The 25,105-nt window shown below is 62.2% G+C and carries 25 protein-coding genes; 12 read left to right on the top strand and 13 right to left on the bottom strand.

All coding sequences use genetic code 11. The annotated features are described in order from the left end of the window. Positions 1-11: 11 nt before the first annotated feature. From LHAB_RS13810 to ntrC, 6 genes are all read left to right on the top strand, one after another. Positions 12-935: an EI24 domain-containing protein gene (locus tag LHAB_RS13810; RefSeq protein ID WP_090047318.1), complete on the top strand. Its 924-nt coding sequence runs from the start codon at positions 12-14 to the stop codon at positions 933-935. Between the two features lie 26 nt (positions 936-961). Beyond that, positions 962-1,777, top strand: a complete 816-nt coding sequence (locus LHAB_RS13805; protein ID WP_090047316.1) for a competence/damage-inducible protein A — start codon at positions 962-964, stop codon at positions 1,775-1,777. A 234-nt stretch (positions 1,778-2,011) separates the two neighbouring features. Next, positions 2,012-3,427 carry a type I glutamate--ammonia ligase gene (glnA, locus tag LHAB_RS13800; RefSeq protein WP_090047314.1) on the top strand — a complete coding sequence of 472 codons (1,416 nt, stop codon included), beginning with the start codon at positions 2,012-2,014 and terminating at the stop codon, positions 3,425-3,427. A 6-nt stretch (positions 3,428-3,433) separates the two neighbouring features. Then, the gene (locus LHAB_RS13795; RefSeq protein ID WP_194943188.1) at positions 3,434-4,018 is read left to right on the top strand and encodes a hypothetical protein; all 585 of its coding nucleotides are present in this window, start codon (positions 3,434-3,436) and stop codon (positions 4,016-4,018) included. Further along, positions 4,015-5,079, top strand: coding sequence for a nitrogen regulation protein NR(II) (gene glnL, locus LHAB_RS13790; protein WP_090047311.1), 1,065 nt, complete (start codon positions 4,015-4,017; stop codon positions 5,077-5,079). The genes LHAB_RS13795 and glnL overlap by 4 nt, the downstream gene beginning before the upstream one ends. Positions 5,080-5,114: 35 nt before the next feature. Beyond that, positions 5,115-6,650, top strand: a complete 1,536-nt coding sequence (gene ntrC, locus LHAB_RS13785; RefSeq protein ID WP_090047988.1) for a nitrogen regulation protein NR(I) — start codon at positions 5,115-5,117, stop codon at positions 6,648-6,650. Positions 6,651-6,748: 98 nt separating this feature from the next. On the opposite strand, the gene LHAB_RS13780 is transcribed toward ntrC, so the two are convergent. Then, positions 6,749-7,039, bottom strand: coding sequence for a 2Fe-2S iron-sulfur cluster-binding protein (locus tag LHAB_RS13780; RefSeq protein ID WP_090047309.1), 291 nt, complete (start codon positions 7,037-7,039; stop codon positions 6,749-6,751). A 122-nt stretch (positions 7,040-7,161) separates the two neighbouring features. On the opposite strand from LHAB_RS13780, the gene LHAB_RS13775 reads away from it, so the two are divergent. Further along, positions 7,162-8,058, top strand: a complete 897-nt coding sequence (locus LHAB_RS13775) for a DMT family transporter (protein WP_194943187.1) — start codon at positions 7,162-7,164, stop codon at positions 8,056-8,058. 4 nt (positions 8,059-8,062) lie between these two features. On the opposite strand, the gene LHAB_RS13770 is transcribed toward LHAB_RS13775, so the two are convergent. From LHAB_RS13770 to LHAB_RS13760, 4 genes are all read right to left on the bottom strand, one after another. Then, positions 8,063-8,761, bottom strand: a complete 699-nt coding sequence (locus LHAB_RS13770; protein ID WP_090047305.1) for an RluA family pseudouridine synthase — start codon at positions 8,759-8,761, stop codon at positions 8,063-8,065. A gap of 40 nt (positions 8,762-8,801) precedes the next feature. Continuing rightward, entirely contained in the window at positions 8,802-8,948 is a 147-nt protein-coding gene (locus LHAB_RS14720; RefSeq protein ID WP_194943186.1) for a hypothetical protein, read from the bottom strand. 117 nt (positions 8,949-9,065) lie between these two features. Beyond that, positions 9,066-9,704: a nitroreductase family protein gene (locus LHAB_RS13765; RefSeq protein WP_090047304.1), complete on the bottom strand. Its 639-nt coding sequence runs from the start codon at positions 9,702-9,704 to the stop codon at positions 9,066-9,068. Positions 9,705-9,791: 87 nt separating this feature from the next. Next, on the bottom strand, positions 9,792-10,322 hold the full coding sequence (locus LHAB_RS13760; protein WP_090047302.1) for a pseudouridine synthase: 531 nt from the start codon (positions 10,320-10,322) through the stop codon (positions 9,792-9,794). A 73-nt stretch (positions 10,323-10,395) separates the two neighbouring features. On the opposite strand from LHAB_RS13760, the gene LHAB_RS13755 reads away from it, so the two are divergent. Continuing rightward, complete coding sequence (locus LHAB_RS13755; RefSeq protein WP_090047300.1) at positions 10,396-11,121, top strand: SOS response-associated peptidase; 726 nt, start codon at positions 10,396-10,398, stop codon at positions 11,119-11,121. A 139-nt stretch (positions 11,122-11,260) separates the two neighbouring features. Here LHAB_RS13755 and LHAB_RS13750 read toward each other — a convergent pair whose 3' ends face one another. Then, positions 11,261-11,887: a pyridoxamine 5'-phosphate oxidase family protein gene (locus LHAB_RS13750; protein ID WP_090047987.1), complete on the bottom strand. Its 627-nt coding sequence runs from the start codon at positions 11,885-11,887 to the stop codon at positions 11,261-11,263. A gap of 283 nt (positions 11,888-12,170) precedes the next feature. Next, positions 12,171-14,006, bottom strand: a complete 1,836-nt coding sequence (locus tag LHAB_RS13745) for a glutamine--tRNA ligase/YqeY domain fusion protein (RefSeq protein ID WP_090047298.1) — start codon at positions 14,004-14,006, stop codon at positions 12,171-12,173. 162 nt (positions 14,007-14,168) lie between these two features. Here LHAB_RS13745 and LHAB_RS13740 point away from each other — a divergent pair, with 162 nt between their 5' ends. Next, positions 14,169-14,549 (top strand): hypothetical protein, encoded by a 381-nt coding sequence (locus tag LHAB_RS13740; RefSeq protein WP_090047296.1) that lies wholly within the window; start codon positions 14,169-14,171, stop codon positions 14,547-14,549. A gap of 35 nt (positions 14,550-14,584) precedes the next feature. On the opposite strand, the gene LHAB_RS13735 is transcribed toward LHAB_RS13740, so the two are convergent. Then, on the bottom strand, positions 14,585-15,100 hold the full coding sequence (locus tag LHAB_RS13735; protein ID WP_194943185.1) for a retropepsin-like aspartic protease family protein: 516 nt from the start codon (positions 15,098-15,100) through the stop codon (positions 14,585-14,587). 75 nt (positions 15,101-15,175) lie between these two features. Between LHAB_RS13735 and LHAB_RS13730 the strand changes: the two genes are divergently transcribed. Further along, positions 15,176-16,000: an undecaprenyl-diphosphate phosphatase gene (locus LHAB_RS13730; protein WP_090047293.1), complete on the top strand. Its 825-nt coding sequence runs from the start codon at positions 15,176-15,178 to the stop codon at positions 15,998-16,000. Here the strand turns inward: LHAB_RS13730 and LHAB_RS13725 are convergent, their stop codons facing one another. From LHAB_RS13725 to LHAB_RS13710, 4 genes are read right to left on the bottom strand one after another with little or no spacing between them, the layout of a single operon-like run. Beyond that, the gene (locus tag LHAB_RS13725; protein WP_090047291.1) at positions 16,001-16,804 is read right to left on the bottom strand and encodes an alpha/beta fold hydrolase; all 804 of its coding nucleotides are present in this window, start codon (positions 16,802-16,804) and stop codon (positions 16,001-16,003) included. After that, entirely contained in the window at positions 16,804-17,631 is an 828-nt protein-coding gene (locus LHAB_RS13720; RefSeq protein ID WP_090047289.1) for a proteasome-type protease, read from the bottom strand. The genes LHAB_RS13725 and LHAB_RS13720 overlap by 1 nt, the downstream gene beginning before the upstream one ends. Positions 17,632-17,642: 11 nt before the next feature. Further along, a complete protein-coding gene (gene mutS / locus LHAB_RS13715; protein ID WP_090047287.1) occupies positions 17,643-20,279 on the bottom strand; it encodes a DNA mismatch repair protein MutS in 2,637 nt (878 codons plus the stop codon). Positions 20,280-20,282: 3 nt separating this feature from the next. After that, positions 20,283-21,227: an inositol monophosphatase family protein gene (locus LHAB_RS13710; protein ID WP_090047285.1), complete on the bottom strand. Its 945-nt coding sequence runs from the start codon at positions 21,225-21,227 to the stop codon at positions 20,283-20,285. Positions 21,228-21,375: 148 nt separating this feature from the next. Here LHAB_RS13710 and LHAB_RS13705 point away from each other — a divergent pair, with 148 nt between their 5' ends. Together LHAB_RS13705 and cysE are read left to right on the top strand one after the other, a co-directional pair. Next, positions 21,376-22,107: an RNA methyltransferase gene (locus LHAB_RS13705; protein ID WP_090047985.1), complete on the top strand. Its 732-nt coding sequence runs from the start codon at positions 21,376-21,378 to the stop codon at positions 22,105-22,107. 11 nt (positions 22,108-22,118) lie between these two features. Continuing rightward, positions 22,119-22,886, top strand: coding sequence for a serine O-acetyltransferase (gene cysE, locus LHAB_RS13700; protein ID WP_090047283.1), 768 nt, complete (start codon positions 22,119-22,121; stop codon positions 22,884-22,886). 48 nt (positions 22,887-22,934) lie between these two features. Here cysE and dnaG read toward each other — a convergent pair whose 3' ends face one another. After that, the gene (gene dnaG / locus LHAB_RS13695; RefSeq protein WP_090047282.1) at positions 22,935-24,998 is read right to left on the bottom strand and encodes a DNA primase; all 2,064 of its coding nucleotides are present in this window, start codon (positions 24,996-24,998) and stop codon (positions 22,935-22,937) included. Between the last annotated feature and the right edge of the window lie 107 nt (positions 24,999-25,105).

Genomic DNA, 25,105 nt, shown 5'->3' with positions numbered 1-25,105 from the left:
AGCTTTCACCCATGAAACTCTTGATCGATTCCTTTTGGCGCGCGGCGATGTATTGCCTCTACCCCCGGGTGATCGGCTTGTCGTTTTTGCCGCTGGTGCTGATCGTGGCCCTGTCCTGGTTGCTGGGCTATCTGTATTGGGACGTCGCCGTCACTTGGGTGCGGGGCTGGCTGGACGCCTCCAGCTGGTTGGCGATCGTGTGGCGTTGGCTGGAGGGCATCGGCTTGCCTGACCTGAAGACGGTGGTGGCCCCATTGCTCGTGATTTTTTCGGTCACACCCTTGGTGGTGGTGGCGTCGTTGTTGGCGGTGTCCTTCCTGATGACCCCTTCCCTGACCCGGTTGGTGGCTGAGCGCCGCTTTGCGGGCTTGCAGCGCAAACACGGTGGCAGCTTGGCGCGGAGCCTGTGGTGGACTTTGTTGTCCTTGTTGCTGGCGCTGGGCGCCTTGCTGCTGACCTTGCCCATGTGGTTGGTGCCGCCCTTGGCCATGGTGCTGCCGGCACTGATCTGGGGGTGGCTCACCTACCGCGTCATGGCCTTTGACGTGTTGGCCGAGTTCGCCAGCGCCGAAGAGCGCCACAGCCTCATGGCCCGTCACCGCATGAGCTTTTTGAGCATGGGCGTGGTCACGGGCCTCATGGGCGCTGCACCCAGCCTGGTGTGGGCTTCAGGGGCCGTGTTTGCTGCGGCGTTTGTGATTTTGGTGCCTGTGGCCATCTGGATTTACACCTTGGTGTTTGCGTTTTCTTCGCTGTGGTTTGCCCACTTCGCGCTGACGGCTTTGCAGGCGCTGCGCCATGAACCGCAACGCGCAGCCGTTGATGACGTGCTGCCCGCGGTGCCAGCGTCGCCCCATGCCACGGCCCGACTGGGCCCAGACCCGGATGACAAAGCCGACAGCGTGACCGATGTCCAGCCAAGCCCCAGCCTCTGAACCCCTGTTCTTTTTTCACGACCACCATGACCCCTACCTTTGGCCTGATCATCATTGGCGACGAAATCATGTCCGGCAAGCGCCAGGACAAGCACATGCCCAAAGTCATCGAGTTGATGAATGCGCGCGGTCTGAGCTTGGGCTGGGCCGAGTACGTGGGCGACTCGCCCGAGCGCATCACCGCCACTTTGCAGCGGGCCTTTGCCTCGGCCGACGTGGTGTTCAGCTGTGGCGGCATTGGGGCGACGCCGGACGACCACACGCGCCAATGCGCTGGCCAGGCGTTGGGCTTGCCGCTGGCCCTGCACCCCGAGGCCAAGCACCTGATTCAAGAGCGCATGCAGGACACCGCCAAGGAGCAAGGCGTGGCTTATGAGCCGCAGCGACCAGACAACATCCACCGCCTGAACATGGGGGTGTTTCCCGAAGGGTCGGCCATCATCCGCAACCCCTACAACAAGATTCCCGGGTTCAGCTGCACAGGCCCGGGCGGCGGCGCGGTGCACTTTGTGCCCGGCTTTCCTGTCATGGCTTGGCCGATGATCGAATCGGTGCTGGACACCCACTACAGCGCCCATTTCCGGCGCAACGCCTACATCGAAAAGTCGGTGATCGTCTTGGGGGCGATGGAGGCCACCCTGACCCCCTTGATGGAATCCATCGAAGCCGCCCACCCTGGCGTCAAGGTGTTCAGCTTGCCCAGCGTTGACCATCCGCAGTGGGGCCGACACATTGAGCTGGGCGTCAAAGGCGAGCCGGCCGATGCCGAACGGGCCTACTTGGACCTGCGCCAGGGCCTGACCGCTTTTTCATTGGAATACGGCCCCGAATTGGTGCGTTGATTAGATATTCACTAAAATGGTGCAAAATTGCACCATAAAAGTGCATTTAAAGGCTGTCGTTGCAGGTCCGCAAAGCCTGTCGGTCACTCTTTTTTATCCGGCTTGAATGCCCAACCGGTCACCCGCAAGGCACAATCTGGGGTTGTTCAAATGCAGTTTTGGGCCTCAAGTTGGCACAAAAACTGCAAGACCTGTGAGCAAGCTTTTTAACCCCTTTCCATTCAGGAGAATTTGATGGCCAAGACCGTCGCAGACGTGATGAAGATGGTGAAAGAGAACGAAGTCAAGTTCGTTGACTTCCGTTTCACCGATACCCGTGGCAAATGGCAGCACATCACTGCGCCCGTGTCGCAGTTTGATGAGAGCAAGTTCGAAGACGGTCAAGCGTTTGACGGTTCTTCCATCGCTGGCTGGAAGGGCATCGAAGCGTCGGACATGTTGTTGATCCCCGATCCCAACAGCGCCATCATCGACCCCTTCTTCGAAGAAGTCACCTTGGTCATGATCTGCGACGTGATCGAGCCCACCGACGGCAAGGCCTACGAACGTGACCCACGTTCGATCGCCAAGCGCGCCGAAACTTACCTCAAGCAATCGGGCCTGGGCGACACCGCCTACTTCGGTCCCGAGCCAGAATTCTTCTTGTTCGATGACGTGCGCTGGAGCACCGAGCCGAACAACACCTTCTACGCCATCGACGAAGCCGAAGCGCCTTGGAACAGCGGCACCAAGATGGACAATGGCAACAGCGGCCACCGCAACCGCGTCAAGGGTGGCTACTTCCCAGTGCCTCCCGTTGACAGCACACACGACATGCGCAGCGAAATGTCGTTGATCCTCGAATCCGTGGGCATCCCGGTCGAAGTGCACCACCACGAAGTGGCTGGCGCGGGTCAATGCGAAATCGGCACCAAGTTCTCCACATTGGTCGAGCGCGCCGACTGGACACTGCTGCAAAAGTACGTGATCCACAACGTGGCCAACGCTTACGGCAAGACCGCCACCTTCATGCCCAAGCCTTACGCTGGTGACAACGGTTCCGGCATGCACGTGCACCAGTCCATTTGGAAAGACGGCAAGAACCTGTTCGCTGGCAACGGCTACGCTGGTTTGTCTGAATTCGCCCTGTACTACATTGGCGGCATCATCAAGCACGCCCGTGCCCTGAATGCGATCACCAACCCCGGCACCAACAGCTACAAGCGTTTGGTTCCTCACTACGAAGCCCCAGTGAAATTGGCTTACTCGGCCAAGAACCGCTCCGCTTCGATCCGCATCCCCAACGTCGCCTCCGACAAGGGCCGCCGCGTGGAAGCCCGCTTCCCTGATCCATTGTGCAACCCTTACCTCGGCTTCGCGGCCTTGTTGATGGCAGGCTTGGACGGTATCGAAAACAAGATCCACCCCGGCGAAGCCGCGACCAAGGACCTGTACCACCTGCCGCCAGAAGAAGACAAGTTGGTGCCCACCGTTTGCTCCAGCTTGGACCAAGCTTTGGATGCGCTGAACGCAGACCGCGCCTTCTTGACCAAGGGCGGCGTGTTCACCGACTCGTGGATCGATGCCTACATCGACTTGAAGATGCTGGAAGTCAACCGCAGTCGCGTCGAAGTGTCGCCGGTCGAATACGACATGTACTACTCGCTGTAATCAGCCATGCGGCGCATTGCACATCCCCGTGCAATCACCATCAAGGACGGCCTCGGCCGTCCTTTTTTTGTGTCTCTTTCTCGGCATGTGTTGCTGCTGTGCGCTGGACTTTGGTGTGTGAGCGGTTGGGCCCAGGAGGTCATTTACCGCTGTGGGCAGGAATACACCAATGCGCCCAAAGACCTGACCCGCTGCGAGCGTCTGTCTGAGCAGGCCGTCACGGTCATCACCGGCTTGCGCACCCAGCCTGCGCCAGTGGCGGTGATACCTGCTGACCCGATGCCCGATGAGACGAGCACCAAAGCGGAGCCCTCACGCACGGTCATCGACCGCCAGGGCGAAAGAGATGTTCAGGCGCGCACCATTCTGGCCCAGGAGCTTGAGCGGGTTCAAAAGCAACACCAAGCCTTGCTGCTGAGCTTCAACCAGGGCGCGCCGCTCAGGTCGGCCAGCGAACAGACCGCGCCCCTCCAATACCAAGAACGTGTGGCCTCGCTCAAAGCCGCCATTGACCGGACTGAGCGTGACATCGACAGCCTGCAGCGCGAGTTGGCGAGACGCCCTGCACCCATGAAAGCCGCCAAGCCATGAGCACACCCGTTTCAAGATTCCAGGCTTTTGACTTGTTGGCCACGCCCGTGGCCGTCATGCAAGGTCAAGGTCGGGTGCGTTTCGTCAATGCGGCGCTGGAAGATGCTTTGGGCCTGTCCCGGCGGACCCTGTACGACACGCATTTGCCCGACTATTTTGTGGACCCACAGCCCTTGATCATGGCCCTGGCCGGGGCCCAATCGAACGAGTTTGCCGCGCTGCGTTACGAAGCCCAGTTGCGCCGACTGCACCATGAGGACAGCTTGCCCGTGCATGTGATCGTGGCACCCTCGGACCAGCCCGATGAGGTGATTGTGGAGTTGCTGCCCGTCGAGCAGCAAACCCGCCAAGAGCGTGAAGAGCGCTTGTCGGAGCAGGCCCAAGCCAACAAGGAGCTGATCCGTAACCTGGCGCACGAGATCAAGAACCCCTTGGGCGGCATCCGTGGCTCGGCCCAGTTGCTGGAGATGGAACTGGACAACAAAGAGTTGACCGAATACACGCAGGTCATCATCCATGAAGCCGATCGGCTGCAGACCTTGGTGGATCGGCTGCTGGCCCCACACCGCAGGCCGCATGTGGTGGGTGATGTCAACATTCACGAAGTGTGCGAGCGCGTCAGGGCCCTGATCCTGGCCGAGTTTCCCAAGGGTCTCAAGGTGGTGCGCGACTACGACATTTCGATCCCCGAGTTCCGTGGCGACCGCGAGCAGCTCATCCAGGCGGTGCTCAACATCTCACACAACGCGGCGCAGGCCTTGCAAGAGCGCATAGCCCAAGGCGACGCGCAGATCACCCTCAAGAGCCGAATCTTGAGGCAAGTCACGTTTGGCAAACAGCGTTATCGCCTGGCATTGGAATTGCATGTGATGGACAACGGGCCTGGTGTTCCAGACTCGATCAAGGACCGCATTTTCTTCCCGTTGATTTCGGGGCGCGAAGGCGGCTCTGGCCTGGGGCTGACATTGGCGCAAACCTTTGTGCAGCAACACCACGGCATGATCGAATGTGACAGCGAGCCCGGTCGTACGGACTTCAAGATATTGATTCCGTTGCCTTAATGCACACAAGAGTGCCCACAGAAAGCGCCACGTTGATGAAGCCGATCTGGATCGTAGACGATGACCAATCCATCCGCTTTGTGCTCGAAAAAGCACTGCTGCGCGAAGGACTGCCCACCCGCAGCTTCACCAACCCACGGGAGGTGCTGAAGGCGCTGGAGGCGGAAGGCGAAAGCGACGGCCCCCAGGTGCTGGTGAGCGACATCCGCATGCCCGGCGGCTCGGGTCTGGATTTGCTCGCCGCCATCAAACAGCGCATGCCCGGCTTGCCGGTCATCATCATGACCGCCTTTTCCGATCTGGACAGCGCCGTATCGGCCTTCTCCAGCGGCGCATTTGAATATTTGCCCAAACCCTTTGATTTACCCAAAGCGGTGGAACTCATCCGCCGCGCTGTGGGCGAGAGCCAGCGCGAGGACGTGGCCGAAGAAAAAATGGCCGATGCACCCGAAATGCTGGGCCAAGCGCCCGCCATGCAAGACGTGTTTCGCGGCATCGGCCGCTTGGCACAAAGCCATGTCACGGTGCTCATCACGGGCGAGTCGGGTTCCGGCAAAGAGCTGGTGGCGCATGCGCTGCACAAACACTCGCCGCGTGCCAACCAGCCTTTTGTGGCCATCAACACGGCGGCCATTCCCAAAGACCTGCTCGAGAGTGAATTGTTCGGCCACGAGCGCGGTGCCTTCACGGGCGCGCAAGCCTCGCGCCGGGGCCGCTTTGAGCAGGCCGATGGTGGCACGCTGTTCCTGGACGAAATCGGTGACATGCCGTTTGATTTGCAAACCCGCTTGCTGCGGGTGTTGTCAGACGGCAACTTCTACCGGGTGGGCGGCCACAGTGCCGTCAAAGCCAATGTGCGCGTGATCGCCGCCACCCACCAAGACCTGGAGCAGCGCGTCAAAGAGGGCGTGTTCCGCGAAGACCTGTACCACCGCCTGAATGTGATCCGCCTGCGTTTGCCCGCACTGCGTGAGCGGCGCGAAGACGTGCCCGCTTTGGCCCGCCACTTTTTGCAGCGCAGTGCCCAGCAACTGGGTGTGGAGCCCAAGCGCATTTCAGATGCGGCGCTCGACCGTCTGGGCCAGTTCCAGTTTCCGGGCAATGTTCGGCAGCTCGAAAACATTTGCCATTGGCTGACCGTGATGGCCCCTGCCCAGGTGATTGAAGTCAAGGACTTGCCACCCGAAGTGCAGGCCACTCTGGGCGGCGTACCGGCCGATCCAACGGCCTTCGTGGCCAGCCTTGCAGCGCCCGATACCCCAGCTCATCCCAGTGAGCACGGTGGGGCAGGGCTGCAGCAAACTTTGGGTTCGGTGGCAGCAGGCTCAGACACACCCACCCACACGGCCACCATGGGCTGGGAGCTTGACCTGGAACAAGAGGCCCTGGCCTTGCTCCACGCAGGCCGAACCGATGTGTGGGACGTGCTGACCCGACGCTTTGAACGCCAACTGATTGAGGCTGCCCTGACCACCACGCGCGGCCGCCGAATTGAGGCCGCGCAAAAACTGGGCATTGGCCGCAACACCATCACCCGAAAAATCCAAGAACTGGGCCTGGACGACGCTTGAACGCGGATCGGTCCGGGGCGATTCACATGGCTTGTCATCCCTGACTTGATCCGGGAGCCATGCCTGCCTGGGCGAATGCCTCAGCACTGGCCCAGCGTTCAGGAAAAGGGGTCTTGCAGCACCACGTCGCTCAGGGGCCTGGCCACGCAGGGCAGCACGCAGCCCTCGGCTTTTTCTTCGGCCGTGAGGCCGGGCCATTCCATCTCATAGTGCACTTGGCCTGAGACCAGCTGGCCGATGCAGGTGCGGCAAGTGCCGGAGCGGCAGGAGCTGGGCCACTGCAAGCCGCCTTGCTCCAGCGAGTCGAGCAAGCTCTGCGTTTTCCAGGCGTCAAAGCTGCCGCCGTCGGGCGCAATGCGGGCATTAAAAAATGGGATTTCTTGGGACATGGTGGGCGAGTGTAGTGGCTCTGGCCCAGAGGGAGCGAGGCGGGTGCACGGGTTTGCCTTGCGTGACAGCTTGGGGCGCCAGCGTGTGCCAAGATGGCCACTCATCGAAAAGTTGTTCACCCGTGAATCACCCACCCCAACAGCCTCATCCATCCAGCCACGCTTGGCTGCAGCCCGGCATCCTCTTTGCCGTGTTGGCCATGGCCAGCTTGAGTTTCAGCGATGCCACCAGCAAATGGGTCATGCTCAGCGTCACGCCTTTGATGGTGCTGTGGTTTCGTTACGCGGTGCAGGCCGTGGGCACTGCGCTGGTGCTGGCCCCGGTGCGGGGGCGGGCCATGTGGCGCACGCACAGCTTGCGCTGGCAGTTGCTGCGTGGCCTGCTCATGGTGTCTTGCAGTCTGCTGGCTTTTTATTGCCTGCAGCGCATGCCCGTGGCCGAGTTCACGGCCACCGTCATGCTCACGCCCTTGGTCCTCACCGCGCTGGCCCGCTTTGTCATGAGGGAGCAAGTCTCCCCGCTGCGCTGGCTCATGGTGGTGGGCGGGTTGATCGGGGCCATGTTGGTCATCCGCCCGGGGGGACAAGTTGACAGCTCGGTCGGCTGGATGGCGCTCACGGTGGTGTTGACCTACGCTGTGTTCCAAGCGGTGACGAGCCACATGACGCGCACCGAAGACCCGGCCGTGATGCAGCTGTACACAGGCTGGGTGGGCTGGGCGGTGAGCACATTGCTGGTGATCAACGCCTGGGTCACGCCGCAAAGCCTGCACGAATGGTCCCTGCTCCTCTTGGTGGGTTTGGCGGCGACGCTGGGCCAGTACCTGCTGATCGTGGCTTTTTCCAAAGCCCCAGCCTCGGTGGTTTCACCGTTCCTCTACACCGGGGTGGGTTTTTCCACCTTGATGGGCTGGTGGCTGTTTGACCACATCCCGGATGCGTTGGCCTTCATGGGCATGGGTCTGGTGGTGCTGTGCGGGGTGGTGTCGGGCCGCATCAAGGGCGCAGGCCAGACCTGAACCCTCAGGGTTGGGTGTGACCCATCGCGATGTAAGGCGAAGTGGCCGACCAGGTCACCGGGGCCTTGAATGCCAGGGCTTGCTCGGTGAAGGGGTGTACAAAGGCCAGCTCTTGTGCGTGCAGCAGCAAGCGGGGGCTCAGCGCCTTGATGTCCGGCGGTGCATACAGCGAGTCACCCAGCATGGGGTGGCCAATGCTTTGCAGGTGCACCCGCAATTGGTGGGTGCGGCCTGTGACGGGTTCGAGCTCGATCAGGCTGGCGCTGAAACTGTCACTGTGGCTGCTTTGCAGCGGCCGCCAGCGGCTGCGACTGGCTTTGCCGTCAGGGTGGATGATGTGCAGAGGTCGACGATCCCAGTCGAGCAGGATCGGGCCATCGATGGTGCGCCAGCCGTCATCATCGGCCAAAACGGCCGCTTGTGATTGAGCAGGCTGTCCAGCCACCACCGCCACGTAGCGTTTTTTCACCTGGCGGGTTTCAAACAGCTTGCTCAGGCGGCGCTGGGCTTCAATGCCCCGGGCCATGAGCAGCAGGCCCGAGGTGTCCTGGTCCAAGCGGTGCACGATCAGGGCTTCGGGGTAGCGGTCTTGCACCCGCTTGGACAGGCAGTCTTGCTTGTCCGGGCCACGACCGGGCACCGACAACAAGCCGCTGGGTTTTTCCAGCACCAGCAGGTGCTCGTCTTCGTGGATCGGGGTCATGCAAGGCGGGCCAAGCGAGCAGGGCGCTTGGCCGTCCCACTCACTTGTCTTTGTCTTTGACTTTGCCGCGTGGGGCCACAAAGGTGGACGGTGCCATGGGGCGGTCGGACGTGAACGTCTTGGGAGGCGAGGTGTCCTTCTTTGGCTTCTTGGCCATTTTGTTGCTGCGTTGTTCGCCTTTGGCCATGTTGGTTCCTTGGAGAGACATCCCGGCTTGGGAAGCCCTTGATGTTAAAGCACAAAGCCGCAGATTCTGCGGCTTTGTGGCGGAGCGAAGCCTGCCCGCCTTGAGCGGGCAAGGCCATCACTTGACTTCGGTCACGAACTGCGCCGTGGGGCGTCGCACCTTTTTGAGATTGGCCAGCCAATCGCCTTCGCTGGCGCGGTAACCCAAGGGCACGATCACCACGCTGCGCAGGCCGCGGGCGCTCAGGCCCAAAATTTCGTCTACGGCTTGGGGGTCAAAACCCTCCATGGGCGTGGCGTCCACTTCTTCGAAGGCGGCGGCGATCAAGGCCGCGCCCAAACCGATGTAGGCCTGACGGGCGGCGTGCTCGTAGTTCACCTCGGGCGTGCGGGCCGGGTAGTTCTTGAGCAACATTTGGCGGTAGTTTTCCCAGCCTTCATTGGTGCCGCCACGCTGCGCATTGGTCAGGTCAAACATCATGTTGATGCGCTCGGCCGTGTAGTTGTCCCAAGCGGCAAACACCAGCAGGTGCGAGCCGTCGGTGATCTGGGCTTGGCCCCAGGCTTTGGGCTTGATTTGTTCGCGCACAGCGGGGTTGGTCACCACGATGATTTCAAAGGGCTGCAAACCGCTGGACGTGGGGGCCAAGCGCGCGGCTTCGACGATGCGGTCGACTTTGTCTTGTGGCACGACCTTGGTGGGGTCCATTTTTTTGCAGGCGTAGCGCCATTCGAGTTTGTTCAGCAAGTCAGACATGCGGGGTACCTTGGGTTGAAAGAGGGGTGATTGTGCAGGAAGACGGCGGTGACCTGCCTTGCGCTGGCGCAAGCCAACGCCCAGGGCTCAGACTTGCTGCCAAGTGCCCGTGGGCAAATCGTCCAGGTTGTATGGGCCGATGGTGGTGCGGATGAGGCGCAGCGTGGGCAAGCCCACGGCGGCCGTCATGCGCCGCACTTGCCGGTTGCGCCCCTCCCGGATCGTCAGCTCCAGCCACGAGGTGGGGATGCTCTGGCGCTCACGGATCGGTAGCTTGCGTGGCCACAGCGCGGCCGGCGGCGCCACCGCCCGGGCCCGGGCGGGCAGGGTGGGGCCATCGTTGAGAACGACGCCCCGGGCCAAGGCGGTCAGGGCCGACTCGCTCACCAGGCCCTCCACCTGCACCAGATAGGTTTTTTCCATCTTGAAGCGTGGATCGGCAATGCGGGCTTGCTCCCGCCCATCGTCGGTCAGCAGCAGCAAGCCTTCGCTGTCGGCATCCAGCCGTCCGGCCACATGAACGCCAGGCAGGACGATGTGGTCCTTCAGGCCCTGCCAGCGCCCCTCGGGGGTGAACTGACTGAGCACACCATAAGGTTTGTTGAAACGGATCAGCATGGGCAAGTGGTTTTGGGCAAGGCCGTGAGCGTATCAGGTCCATCGCCTGGGGGCGTGGGTTAGCATCGACCGCATGAGCACCCAATACGAATGCCTGAAAAGCCCAGACCTGTACGCCGAGGCCTTTGGCATCGCCCCGCCCGAAGCCCTGCTGGGCAAAGAAGTTTGGCCGCGCCAGCTGGGTTTTTTCATCCGCAAGGCGTTTGTGGCCGCAGAACCCGTGCTGGCGCCGGCCAGTGCAAGCGCCACAGAGCCTCAAGCAGCCGCCCCCACTTCAGCCCCGACCAGCCCGCTGGTACTGGAGTTGGCCCAAGGCCAGTTTGGGCTGGTGCCCACCTGGGTCAAGTCGGCGTCGGACGCCAAACTGCGCTCGACCAAGCTGGCCGTCACCCGTTACGAAACCATGAGCACCGCCGCCCCCACGCGGGACACCTGGCTGAAGGCGCAGCGCTGCATCATCCCCATGCAGGCCTTCTTGGAAGACGACTGGCGCAGCGGCAAAGCCGTGCCCACGCGCATCGCCCGCGTGGACGGCAAACCCATGGGGGTGGCCGGTTTGTGGGAGCGCTGGGGCCAAGGCGACGAGGCCATCACCAGCTTCACCCTGCTCACGGTCAACGCCAACAGCCACGCGCTGATGAACCGCTACGGCCAAAACGGCAACGAAAAACGCATGCCCGCCATCCTCAACGAAGGGGCCTGGGCCGCCTGGCTGAGTGCCCCGCTCGACAAAGCCCGCGAGTTCATGCGCGCCTACCCGGCCCAGTTGCTGCTGGCCAATCCGGTGCAGAAAAAATAAGGCGGCTGCCGCTGCCTGTTCAACAGGCACCCTGTGCCAGGCCGCATGGCATCAGGCTTGGTGTCGATGTCCACGGACTTGTCCACAGCTTCATGCACACCTGTGTGGGACAACTCGGCGCACCGTGTTGGTGCCTCACTCACAGCGACTGCTGGTAGCGCGCCAACATTTCCGCCTGGGTTTCGGCCTCGATCTCTTCGCCCTTGAACGCGCTAATCTGGTCGCGCAGCATCTCGGCCATGCTGGGCATCTGCGATCGGTCGCTGTGGTGCGCTGCATTCCACAGATTGGAGCGCATGAAAGCCTTGGCGCAGTGCAGGTAGACCGACTGCACCGTCAGGCGGATCACCAGCGCGGGTGTGCGCCGCGCATCGGCACACAGCGCCAGATCGGCCGGGTCGGTGGACAGCACAGCGCGGCCATTCACGCGCAAGGTCTCGTCAAAGCCCGGCACCATGAACAAAGTGCCCAAGCGGCCCGTGGCGATGATGTTCTCGAGTGTGTCCAGCCGGTTGTTGCCCGGCGCATCGGGGATCAGCAGGGTTTGCGCGTCCAGCACTTTGACGAAACCCGCATCGCCCCCGCGAGGCGAGGCGTCCATGTGCCCATCCGCATCGCTGCTGGCCAACACCACAAAGGGCGACAAACCAATGAACCGCAGCGCATGCGCGTCGAGCGACGGGATTTCTTTTTTGAGCGAACGCTCACGGGCGGGGCCGTAGAGCTGGCGCAGGGCAGGGAGGGTGTTGATGTGATTGGCGGTCATGAGCGGGCTGCGGTGAGGCGAAATAACCAAATTGGGTTGGTGAATGCCCATTTTTTATATTGGCAAGGAATAGCCATGCGTATTCTGGCTTATTGCGATGCATGGTCGCTGCCCATATCGATGCGGCAAAGTTAGACCGTCTGCTCCGAAGCGCAAAAAGCCAGATTCACAGGCGTGAACTTGCGGCCCAAGATGGCGGTGCAGTGGGGCTAAGGCCCCAAGCGCACGGTGATGGCTTGGCCGCGTGCCAAGTGCAGGCGGCCCTCGATACCGGGCTGCGGGATCATTTCCCCCAGCTGTCTTTCAAACCCGTCACCCGGTTGAACACCGGCTTGGCTCCAGCCACATGATCCATGCGGTCCGCCACAAAGTACCCAAAGCGCTCAAACTGGAACTTCTGGTCCGGCTGCGCTTGGGCGAGTGACGGCTCCACATAGGCCGTGACGACCTTCAGGCTGTCGGGGTTGAGGCTTTGCAAGAAATCTTTGCCGCCCGCATCCGGGTGCGCTTCGGCAAACAGGCGGTCGTACAGGCGCACTTCGGCCTGCACGCCGTCGGCCACGCCTACCCAGGTGATGGCGGCTTTGGCTTTGACGCTGTCGGCGCCTGGCGTGCCGCTCTTGGTGCCGGGGATGACTTTGGCGTGAACTTCGGTCACGTTGCCAGCCGCGTCGCGTATGCAGCCGGTGCATTCGATCACGTAGCCGCCTTTCAGGCGCACCACGTTGCCGGGGAACAAGCGTTTGTAGCCCTTGGGCGGCACTTCTTCAAAGTCTTCGCGCTCGATCCACACTTCTTTGCCGATCAGGAATGTGCGGTCGGCGGGAGGTGTTTGGCCCTCGGCGATAGCGCTGTGGGGCAGGGCAGGTTGGGTGCAGGCTTCGGTGTAGCCGTCGCTGCCAAAGGCCTCGGCCCAGTTGCTCAGCACCAGCTTGACGGGGTCGAGCACGGCCATGCCGCGGTGGGCTTTGTTTTCCAGGTCTTCGCGCAGGCACCCTTCGAGCGTGCTGTAGTCGATCCAGCTGTCGCTCTTGGTCACGCCAATGCGGTCGGCAAACAGGCGCAGGCTTGTCGGGGTGTAGCCCCGCCGGCGCAGGCCCACGATGGTTGGCATGCGCGGGTCGTCCCAGCCGCTGACTTTGCCTTCATTCACCAGTTGCGCCAGCTTGCGTTTGCTGGTGATCACATAGGTCAGGTTCAGGCGGGCAAATTCGTATTGTTTGGGGCTGGGCGCGGCCAGCAGGCCACATTCGCACAAGCGCTCCATCAGCCAGTCGTAAAACGGGCGCTGGTCTTCAAACTCCAGCGTGCAGATGCTGTGGGTGATTTGCTCCAGCGCGTCTTCGATCGGGTGGGCAAAGGTGTACATCGGGTAGATGCACCAGGTGTCGCCCGTGTGGTGGTGGGTGGCGCGGCGGATGCGGTAGATGGCCGGGTCGCGCAGATTGATGTTGGGCGAAGCCATGTCGATCTTGGCGCGCAGAACGGCCACGCCGTCGGCCAATTGGCCATCACGCATTTCTCTGAATCGCGCCAGGTTTTCTGCCACGGTGCGGCTGCGGTGCGGGCTGTCCACGCCGGGTTTGCCAAAGTCGCCTCGGTTGGCACGCATGTCTTCGGCGCTTTGTTCGTCCACATAGGCGTGGCCAGCTTCGATCAAGGCCTCGGCTGCGCGGTACATGAAGTCGAAATAGTCGCTGGCTTGGTAGGGCGCGGCGCTTCCTGCGGCTTGGCCCAAGGGCTGGTCCATTTGGGCCCAGTCAAAGCCGAGCCATTTCACGGCGTCGATGATGCTGTTGACGTATTCGGTGTCTTCTTTTTCGGGGTTGGTGTCGTCAAAGCGCAGGTGGCACACGCCGCCGTATTCCTGGGCCAGCCCGAAGTTGATGCAGATGCTTTTGGCGTGCCCCACATGCAAATAGCCGTTGGGCTCGGGCGGAAAGCGGGTGCGGATCTTGGCCGGGTCGGGCTCGCCCGCAGCGTGGTGCGCGGCGTCGCCCGGGCTTCCTGCCCAGCGGCGGCTGGCGTAGGTGCCAAGTTCGAGGTCTTTTTCGATGATTTGGCGCAGGAAGTTGCTGACTTTGTGGTCGGCGCTGTTGTCTGGGGTGGGGGAAGTCATAGCGCTTGATTTTAGGGGCTGGCGCGGGCCAGTCTTTGCTGTGGCCGTTACGAATGGAAACCACTGTAAAGCGCGGGCGGTGCACCGAACCGTGGGCTGCCGCGCTAAAGGCACAGGGAGTCCGCTTTCAAGAAAAGCCAACGCCATCAAAGGACCTTTGTGATGCCTTATTCGTTCAAACCGTCTTTTTCTAGAGCCATCGCGCTGCTCGGCCTGCTGGGCTTGGGTCTGGCCCAGGTGGGTTGCGCCCATCCTGTGGTGGTCGAGCCGTCGGTGTCGGTGCATTCGCGCATGGGCCATTTTCCGGTGTATGCCCAGGTGGGACTGCCCGGATCGGTGATTTATGCCCCGCCGCCCCGTGTGATCTACGCCCCGCCACCGCCACCTCGGGTGGTGTATGTGCCCCGTGTGTATGCGCCGGTTTATGGCTGGGGGCATGGGCACGACAGTCGTCAAAGGGGCCAGGAACGCAGGCACAACCGGCACGATGACCGCGAGTACGGGCGGGGTGGTTGGGACCCGCGGCACGATGGGCGGCGCTGATCACGCCTTGCTGGCAGCCCTGAGGCGGCCAGTTTTCAAGGGCGCTGACGCAGGACCATCTCGTCGCGGCGGATTTCCACATCGAAGTGTTTCAGAAAATTCTGGCCCAGCAGGGCCTGTTCGGGCTGAAGCCCGTTCAAGCCCACACTCACGCTGGCATCGTTGAGGACCAAATGACCCGCCCTCACAGGCACGCTGCGCACCAACTGGCCGGGGCGTTGGCCGTTGGCGGTGTGCAAGGTGATGCTTTGGCCCGTCGGCAGCCCGGCCTGGGTGGCCAGCGCCCCGCTCACGCTCACATGGCTGGCCCCGGTGTCCACCAAAAAGCGCACAGGCTGGCGGTTGACTTCGCCCTCCACATGAAAATGCCCGTCGCGTTGGCGCGGAATGACCAGATCGCCCGAGCTGAGCGCATAGGGCTTGAGGCTGGCCTGGCGGTTTTGCTCGACACGGTCAAACACCAAATACAAGACCCCCGCCACGGCCAGCCACACGGCGGCGATGGCCAAGGCGCCAAAGCGGGCGGTTGTGTGGATGGAAGGCGTGGGCATGACAGGCAATATAGCGCTGCGCCAGGCAGCGGCATTCAAAGACGATAATCCACTCAGTTTTTTGGGGGAACTCTTGTGGATTTGATGTTGTTGCTGAAAGCCGCCGTGATGGGCGTGGTCGAGGGGCTGACCGAGTTCTTGCCGATTTCGTCCACCGGGCATTTGATTTTGGCCGGGGCTTTGCTGGGTTTTGACGACGACAAGGCCAAGGTGTTTGACATCGCCATCCAGACGGGTGCGATTTTGGCGGTGATCATTGTGTACTGGCAAAAAATCAGCGCCACCGTGCGTGCCTTGCCGCGCAGCGCCGATGCCCAGCGTTTTGCTTTGAATGTGTTCATCGCCTTTGTACCCGCAGTTGTTCTGGGTTTGTTGTTTGGCAAGGCCATCAAGGCGAACCTGTTCACGCCCGAAGTGGTGGCCACCACCTTCATCATTGGCGGCTTCATCATCTTGTGGGCCGAGCGCAGACAGGCAGTCTCAGTGCGGATTGGTGAGGTCGAAGACATGCGCTGGCAAGACGCGCTCAAAGTGGGCTTGGTGCAATGTCTGGCGATGATTCCGGGCACCAGCCGCAGCGGCGCGACCATCATTGGTGGCATGTTGCTGGGCATGTCGCGCAAGGCGGCCACCGACTTTTCTTTTTACCTGGCCATTCCCACGCTGATTGGGGCCGGTGCTTACAGCCTGTACAAAGACCGCGCTTTGCTCAGCATGGCCGATGCGCCCATGTTTGCGGTGGGCTTGCTGTTTTCGTTTTTGAGTGCTTGGGTGTGCGTGCGCTGGTTGCTCAAATTCATCTCGACCCACAGCTTCGAGGTGTTTGCCTGGTATCGGATTGTGTTCGGTCTGGTGGTGCTGGGCACCAGTTACAGCGGGCTGGTGACCTGGGCGGCTTGATCACGCACCCATGTTGCGCAAGCTGGCCTCAATGGCCGCCGCCGTGGCCAGCGGCTTTTCCATGGGGAACAAGTGGGAGCCGTCGATCATCATGATGCGGCCCTTGACCACTTTGTGGGTCAAGTCAAGGCCCGCCTGGCGCATTTCATCCGAGTGCGTGCCCCCCATGAAAGCGGCAGGGCACTTGAGCGGGTGGCGTTTGAGCAGGTTGTCCAGTTTGTGAGGCAGGCCGTTGTAGATGGCGGTTTCCATATCACGGTCAAAGCTCAGCACGCGTTGGCCATCGGCATCGTGCGTGCCGTGTTCGATGTAGTCGCGCAGGACCTGGGGATCCCAGCGGGCAAATGATTTCTTTTGCTGAAAACTTTCCAGCGCCGCTTGCGCATCGGGCCATTGGTTGCGCCGTTTTTGGCTGACCCGCCCTGGCGACAGCGAGCCGATCAATGGCGTGCGTTTGGCCAAACCCAAAGTGGTGGCCCGCCAACCTCCGATCACGGGCGAGTCGATCAGCAAGACGCCGCGTGCCAGCTCTGGATGGCGTGCGGCGCACATCAAGCTCAAAAGACCCCCCAGGGAGTGACCCACCAGAAAAGCAGGTTCGCCATCGCCTTGTTTTTCTTGGGCAAAGTCGGCGAGTTGTTGCACCAAATGCGGCCAGTTGTTGGTGACCGGGTATTTCGGGTCATGTCCGAATTTCTCCACCGCCTCGACCGCAAAGCCCCGCTCGCGCAGGCTGTTGAGCATGACCTTGTAGGTGCTGGCCGGGAAGCTGTTGCCGTGCGAAAAAATGATGCGGGCGGCCATCAGATGAGTTTTTCTTCGGGGGTGGTGATTTTCTTGAGCAAAGCGTTGCGGGTGGGTGCCACCATGAGCGGGATGTCGGTCGCGCCACCGTTCCACATGGGGTCTTCGATGCTGTCGAACATCTGGCGCAGTTTGTCGCCCCAGCTGCTGCGCAGCATCTTGAAATAAGGGTTGTGCTCGTCGATGCACATGATGCGGTCGGTGTGCAGGCTGCCCGCTTGGTAGACCACCATGTCCAGCGGCAGGCCCACCGACAGGTTGGATTTGAGGGTGGAGTCCATCGACACCAGCGCGCATTTGGCGGCTTCGTCCAGTGGGGTGTCGGGGGTGATGACGCGGTCGAGCACCGGTTTGCCGTATTTGGACTCACCGATCTGGAAATAGGGCGTCTCGTCGGTCGCTTCGATGAAATTGCCGGGTGAATAGACCTGGAACAGGCGCATGCCCTCGCCGCCGATTTGGCCGCCGAAGACCATGGACACGTTGAACTCCACTCCCGAGGCGCGCAGCGCTGCCGCATCGCGCTCGTACACGCGGCGCACCGCTGCGCCCAGCACGCGGGTGGCATCGAACATGCTTTTGGCGTTCCAGATGGTCAGCGGTTCATCCTGACCCGGTTCGACCAGTTTTTCAATTTGCAGCACCTCGCGCACCGATTGAGAGATGCTCAAGTTGCCCGCCGACAGCAGGCACATGAAGCGGTCGCCTGCTTTTTCATAGACGATCATTTTGCGGAAGGTGCTGATTTGGTCCAGTCCGGCATTGGTGCGGGAGTCGGACAGGAACACCAGCCCGGCGCGGGTTTTGACGGCAACGCAGTAGGTCATGTGGGGGCTCTTTAATTTTTGGGCAGCAGGCGCTGCAAGGCATACAGGGCGTCGAGCGCTTCGCGGGGGCTCAAAGCGTCGGGGTTGATTTGGGCGAGCGCGGCTTCCACCGGCGAGGGGCCGGCCACTTCGGACTCTGGTGGGGCGGCAAACAGGTCCACTTGCTGGCGGCTTTCGCTGGCACCCGCTTCAAGGGCGTCGAGCGTGTGGCGGGCATGGGTGAGTACGGCAGCGGGCATGCCCGCCAAGCGCGCCACCTGCACGCCATAACTTTTGCTGGCGGGCCCGGCTTGGAGCTCGTGCAGGAACACAATCGACGCGCCCGATTCGGCGGCGCTCACATGCATGTTGACGGCCGCCGTGTGAGTGGCCGGGAACTCGGTCAACTCAAAGTAATGCGTGGCAAACAGCGAGAAGGCCTGCGTTTTGTTGTGCAGGTGCGTGGCGATGCCGCTGGCCAAGGCCAGGCCGTCAAAGGTGGAGGTGCCGCGGCCGATTTCGTCCATCAGCACCAGGCTGTGGGGCGTGGCGCTGTGCAAAATTTGCGCGGCTTCGGTCATCTCCAGCATGAAGGTCGATTGGGCGTTGGCCAGGTCATCGGCCGCACCGATCCGGGTGTGGATGGCGTCAATCGGCCCCAGACGGCAGCGGCTGGCGGGCACGTGGCTGCCGATGCTGGCCAAAAGCACGATCAGCGCCACCTGACGCATGTAGGTCGATTTACCGCCCATGTTCGGGCCTGTGATGATCTGCATGCGTTGGCGGGGGCCGAGCACCGTGTCGTTGGCGATGAAGCTGGCCCCCGACATCTCGGCCAGACGGGCTTCGACCACGGGGTGGCGGCCTTGGCGAATTTCGATGCAAGGCTCTTTGGTGAACTCGGGTGCGCACCAATGCAGGGTGAGCGAGCGCTCGGTCAGGGTGCACAGCACATCGAGTGAGGCCATGGCTTGTGCCAAAGCGGACAGCGCCGGCACAAAGGGCTGGAGTTGGTCGAGCAGGCCTTCGTACAACCATTTTTCTCGGGCCAGCGCCCGCTCTTGCGCCGACAGGGCCTTGTCCTCGAAGGTCTTGAGCTCGGGCGTGATGAAGCGCTCGGCGTTTTTCAGGGTCTGGCGGCGGCGGTAGTCATCGGGCACTTTGTCGAGTTGGCCTTGGGTGACCTCGATGTAAAAGCCGTGCACTTTGTTGAACTGCACGCGCAAGTTGGCGATGCCGGTGCGCTCTTTTTCGCGGCTTTCCAAGTCAAGCAAGAAGGCATCGCAGTTCGTCTGGATGGCGCGCAGCTCGTCGAGTTCGGCGTCCAGGCCGTCTGCGATCACGCCGCCATCGCGCACCAGTGTGGCGGGCTCTTCGAGCAGGGCCATTTGCAGCAGCTCGGCGCAGTGGGTAGGTGGCGTGAGCCAGCGGGCCATGCTCGCCAGCAGGGTGCCGGGCTCTGGCTTGAGTGCTTGCAACTGCGCCGACAGTGAAGCTGCGCGCACCAGCGCGTGGCGCAGCGCCACCAGCTCGCGGGGCCGCACTTGGCGCAGCGCGGTGCGGGCGGTGATGCGTTCCACATCGCTGGCGCCTTTGAGCTGTTCGCGCAGGCTGCGCCAGGGGCCTGCCCCGCTGTCGCCACGCAAAATGGCCTGGGCTTGCAGGCGGTCCACCGCGGCTTGGCGCTCTCGTGGCGGGTTAAGCAGCCAGCTTTTGAGCAGGCGGCTGCCCATGCCGGTCATGCAGGTGTCGAGCAGGGCCAACAGGGTGGGCGAATCCGAAGCGCTTTCGCCGCGCAGGGTTTGGGTCAGCTCCAGGTTGCGGCGGGTGCTGGCTGGCAAGTCCATCAGCGCGTCCGAGCGCTGCACCTGCACGCGCTGCACATGGGGCAGCGTGCGGCCCTGGGTGTGTTCGGCGTAGGTCAGCAACGCGGCAGCGGCGGCGTGCGCATCGCTCAGCGCATCGGCGCTCCAGGCGGCCAGCGATGCGGCTTGCAGTTGCTCGAGCAGCTTGCGCTGGCCTAGGCCTGCGTCAAACTGAAAGTCGGGCCGCAAGGCAAAAGACCAGCTGCCACGGCCTGCGGTTTTGAGGCCGCGCAGTTTTTGCTCAAAAGCGGGCGTCATGCCGGCGCTGGCCAAAAGCTCGCTGGGGCTGATGCGGTCCACCCAGTCGGCCAACTCGTCTTGAGCGCATTCGGCCAAATGCACCACGCCTTGCGTGACGCTCAGCCAGGCCAGGCCACAGCGGTTCTTGGGGGCCTGGTGCACCGCCAGCAAAATGGCTTCGCTTTTGTCAGACAGCAGCTCGGTGTCTGTGAGGGTGCCGGGGGTGACCACGCGCACGACTTTGCGATCGACCGGGCCTTTGGAGGTCGCCACATCGCCCACTTGCTCGCAAATGGCGACCGATTCGCCCAGCTTGATGAGTCGGGCCAGATAGGTTTCAACCGAGTGAAACGGCACGCCTGCCATGAGCACGGGCTGACCGGCAGACTGGCCGCGCCGTGTGAGGGTGATGTCGAGCAGGCCGGCGGCTTTTTCGGCGTCTGCAAAGAACAACTCGTAAAAGTCGCCCATGCGGTAGAACACCAGCGTGTCTGGGAATTCCGCCTTGATGCCCAGGTACTGGGCCATCATGGGGGTGTGGGCACTCAAGTCGAGCGCAGACATGGCTTAAAACGGGGCGTCTTTGGGTTCAACGCCGTCAGCGGCGTCGGGCACGAGCTCGGTGTCCAATGCATCGGTGTCCGAGGCGCGTTCGCGGCTCAGGGTGTCGACGGCGGTGCGCACCGCGGCTTTGTCGCCTGCACTGGCGAATTTGCTGTACTTGCCCAAAATCGTGACCAGCTGGCCGTAAATGCGGGGCGCACCGGCCAGGCATTCTTTTTGTTCCAAAAAGTCAGACTCGCCCGTGAAGTTGCCGATCAGGCCCCCGGCTTCGGTCACCAAAAGCGAGCCTGCAGCCACGTCCCAAGGCGATAAACCGGTTTCAAAGAAACCGTCGGTGAAGCCTGCGGCCACATAGGCCAGGTCCAGTGCGGCAGAGCCGGGGCGGCGCAAACCAGCGGTGCGTTGCATCACGTCGCCCATCATGCGCAGGTACTGGTTGAAGTTATCGCCTTTACGGAAAGGGAAACCGGTGGAGATGATGCATTCCTGCAGGCGAATGCGCTTGCTCACGCGCAGGCGGCGGTCGTTCATGAACGCGCCACGGCCTTTGGTGGCGGTGAACAGGTCGTTGCGGGTAGGGTCGTAAATGACGGCTTGCTCGATCTTGCCGCGCACTTGCAGCGCAATGCTCACGCAGTAGACGGGAAAGCCGTGGATGAAGTTGGTCGTGCCGTCCAGGGGGTCGATGATCCAGATGTGGTCAGCGAGCGGGTTGCCGTGTGTGCTGCCCGACTCTTCGGCCAAGATGCCGTGGTCAGGGTAGGCGGTCAGCAGGGTGTCGATGATGACTTTTTCACTCGCATGGTCGACTTCGGTGACGAAGTCGTTGACCTGCTTTTGCGAGATGCGAACGGCTTCCACGTCGAGCGCAGCACGGTTGATGATGGCGCCAGCGGCGCGTGCAGCCTTGACGGCCACGTTGAGCATGGGGTGGAGATTGGACGACATGAATTGTGTGAAGAGCGGATGTACGCACGCACGATCGCGGCAACAAGGCATGCATTTTCTCATGAAAAGCGGGGTTGCCCGTCATTTGCGTGTCACCAAGCACGCATGCGGTCTCGGCATGCCTGGCCTCAGCGTGGACAATCGGGGCATGCAAACGCGATTCATCCTGATAGAAACCAGCCATGCCGGCAACGTGGGCGCTGCCGCCCGGGCCCTGAAGGTCATGGGTTTTGATGATCTGGTGCTGGTCAAGCCACGCTGGCCCAATGTGCTGCGCAAAGAGGAAACCATCCAGCGCGCCAGTGGGGCCAACGATGTGCTGGCCAAGGCTCGCGTGGTGGGCACGCTCGAAGAAGCTTTGGATGGCGTGACCCATTTGTGCGCCACCGCCATGACGCCGCGCGACTTTGGCCCACCCACCCGATCTCCGCGCGAGCACTTTGCCGAGTTGACACGGCCCGGTGCGCCCGAGCAATGCGTGGCATTCCTGTTCGGCTCCGAGCGATTTGGCATGAGAAACGAAGACGTTTACCGCTGCCATGTCGCGCTGTCGATCCCGACGAATCCGCAGTTCGGCTCGCTCAATCTGGGCTCGGCGATTCAGGTCATCGCCTACGATTGGCGTGTGGCTCTGGGCGGCTTTCCGGTGCAGGATGCCGTGCCACCCGCCGACAAGGCCGACGCACAACAGGTGGCGGGCATGCTCACCCATTGGGAGCAGGCGCTGACCGACATCGGCTTTCTGGACCCGGCCGCCCCCAAAAAACTCATGCCACGCCTGAACCAGTTGTTCAACCGCGCCGATCTGAGCCCCGAAGAAATCCACATCCTGCGCGGGGTGGCCAAGGCCATGATCCAAAACGCCAGCGCCAAGCGATAGACTCAATGCCTATGTTTTCTCGCCTCCGCTCCGATATCCAGTGCATTCTTGACCGGGACCCTGCGGCTCGCACCGCCTGGGAAGTGCTGACCTGTTACCCCGGTCTGCATGCTTTGGTGCTGCACCGCCGGGCGCACTGGTGCTGGAACCACGGCCTCAAGTGGCTGGGGCGTTTCATCTCGCATGTCTCTCGCGGCTTGACCGGCATCGAAATCCACCCCGGGGCCAAGATCGGTGAGCGGGTGTTTTTTGACCACGCCATGGGGGTGGTGGTGGGCGAAACCGCCGAAATCGGCGATGGTTGCACGATTTACCAGGGCGTGACGTTGGGTGGCACATCGCTGTACAAAGGTGCCAAGCGCCATCCCACACTGGGCAAAGACGTGGTGGTGAGCGCCGGGGCCAAGGTGCTGGGTGGCTTTGAGGTGGGCGACGGGGCCAAGATTGGCAGCAATGCCGTGGTGATCAAGCCAGTGCCTGCCGGCGCCACGGCCGTGGGCATTCCGGCGCGCATCATCCCGTCCAAAGCGGGTGAGAGCGCCGACGTGTCGGGCACGGACCGCAAGTTCACGGCCTATGGCATCACGCAAGACGATGACCCGGTCAGCCAGGCCTTGCGCGGCTTGATCGACAACGCGGCGGGTCAAGAACACCAGATCGCCATGATTTGGCAAGCGCTGGAGCAACTGTGTGCGCAGCAACAGGTGCAAATGCCGGGTGATGCGGCCACCAGCGAGACCTTTGAGGCCGACAAGCTCAACCAGTTGCTCGACAAGTGATGCCCGCCTGAACCGCTCTTGCGGGAGGCCGCCCCGTCGGCCAAATCTTCAGGACGCAGCTTGCAGCGCTGCGGCCGAAGCCATCAGCGCTTTGCGTCTTTCGTGCAGGCTGCGCCAGCGCTGCTGGGCTTCGGGGTCTTGCCCAGTGCTGGCGTGAGTCAGGGCTTCGGTTTCGAGCTGCTTGAGGCGGTCGATCATCAACAGGGTGAGCAAGCGGCGAAGTTCCTGCCGAGCCTCTTGCGGGTCGGGCGGGGTAGCGTCTTCGCTGCCGGCGACAGCGTTCAGTTTGTCTTGCGCCATCCAGCGGGTGGCTTCTTCTGCAAAGGGCTGGCCTTGCATGTGCTCGCGCAAGGTGGACCACCCCAGCGCCCCTTGTTCATGGAACTCAGATTCGAGCCACGCAAACAGCGGGCCGTGCGGCGCAGGCAGGGCGCAGAGCATGGCGTGGTCTTCGCCCGCCAATGTTTCCCACAGCGCCATATTGCCCAGCAGCAGGCGGGCGGCGTGGTCGGCCCGGCTGGCGGGCACAGTGCGCGGGCCGGTGTAGACCGGCGGCGGCTCACGTTTGTATTTGCCGCTGCCGAACTTGCTGCCCGGCGTCCAGTTGGGGTTTTTGTTTTTCCAGTGGCTGTTGCCGTTGGACGGCACGAAAGTGTTGGCTCCAGACCAAGCCTGTGGTTCGCCATAGTTGGGCTCGAAGCTGGGGTATTCGTCATGCCCTGCGCCGGCAGCTTGACTGAAGGCCGCGTTCGCCGACTGGGATGCGGGCGCTGCAGCAGGGCGCGCAGCGGGTGCAAAGCGCTGGTCACTGGCCGCTTGCTGGCCCCAGAGTTTTTCAAGGCCTGCGGTCTCCAGCTGAATGAGTTGCGCCAGCTCAGACAGCAGTTGCTGCTTGAGCGCGCCCTCGGGCAGCAATTGCCACAGTGGGCGGGCCTGGCTGGACAGGCGGGCGCGGCCCTCGGCGGTTTGCAGATCACAGTCGGCACTGGCCGCTTCGATCAAAAAGCGCGACAGGGGCATGGCCTGCTTGATTTGTTCTGCAAACGCCTCTTGGCCAAATTCGCGCACATAGCTGTCGGGGTCGTGCTCGGCCGGCAAGAACAAAAATTTGATGCTGCGCACATCGGTGGCATAGGGCAGGGCACCGTCGAGCGCCTTGCGGGCAGCCCGGCGACCTGCGCTGTCCCCATCAAAGCTGAACACCACCGAGTCGGTGAAGCGGAACAGCTTTTGCACATGCTCGGGTGTGCAGGCCGTGCCCAGTGTGGCCACCGCGTTGGCAAAGCCGAGTTGCGCCAAGGCAACCACGTCCATGTAGCCTTCGGTCACCAGCACGTAGCCTGCGCTGTGCAGGGCTTCGCGGGCTTCGTACAGGCCATACAGCTCGCGGCCTTTGTGGAACACCGGGGTTTCGGGCGAGTTGAGGTATTTGGGGGTGCCGTGGCCGATCACCCGGCCGCCAAAGCCAATGCATTCGCCCTTGATGTTGCGGATCGGGAACATGATGCGGTCGCGAAAACGGTCGTAGCGCTTGTCGTCTTCTTCGTTGACGATCACCAGACCCGACTCGGCCAGCAGCGGGTCGTCGTATTTGGGGAAGATGCTGGCCAGACTGCGCCAGCCCTCGGGGGCGTAGCCCAAGCCAAAGCGTTTGGCGATTTGTCCGGACAGGCCCCGGCCTTTGAGGTAGTCCACGGCGCGCGGTGTGATTTTGAGCTGGTCGCGGTAGGCCTCGCCCGCTTTTTCGAGCACATCGCTCAGGCTGTCTTGTTTGGCTTTGGCGGCGGCGGCGCGGGCGCGGTCTTCGGGCGATTGCTGCTCTTCGGGCACCACCATGCCGGTTTGTTGGGCCAAGTCCTTGACCGCTTCAATGAAGGTCATGCCGGCATGTTCCATGAGGAAGCCGATGGCATTGCCGTTTTTACCGCAGCCAAAGCAGTGGAAAAACTGCTTGGTGGGGCTGACGCTGAAGCTGGGGGATTTTTCGCCATGGAAGGGGCACAGGCCCATGAAGTTGGCGCCGCCTTTCTTGAGTTGCACGTACTTGCCCACGATGTCGACCACGTCGACGCGGGACAGCAACTCCTGGATGAAAGACTGGGGGATGGCCATCTGGGTATTTTCACCGATATGGCGGGGCGAATCCGGTCGGGCATTCGGCTTGTTTCGGGGCAAACCAGCATGGATTTCACCCGAGGCTCTGGCAAACTCTCCCAGAT

The sequence above is a fragment of the Limnohabitans sp. 2KL-27 genome, assembly GCF_001269345.1.
GTDB lineage: Bacteria > Pseudomonadota > Gammaproteobacteria > Burkholderiales > Burkholderiaceae_C > Limnohabitans_A.
Note: the sequence above shows the minus strand (reverse complement) of the source record. Positions and strands in the feature narration are given on the sequence as shown.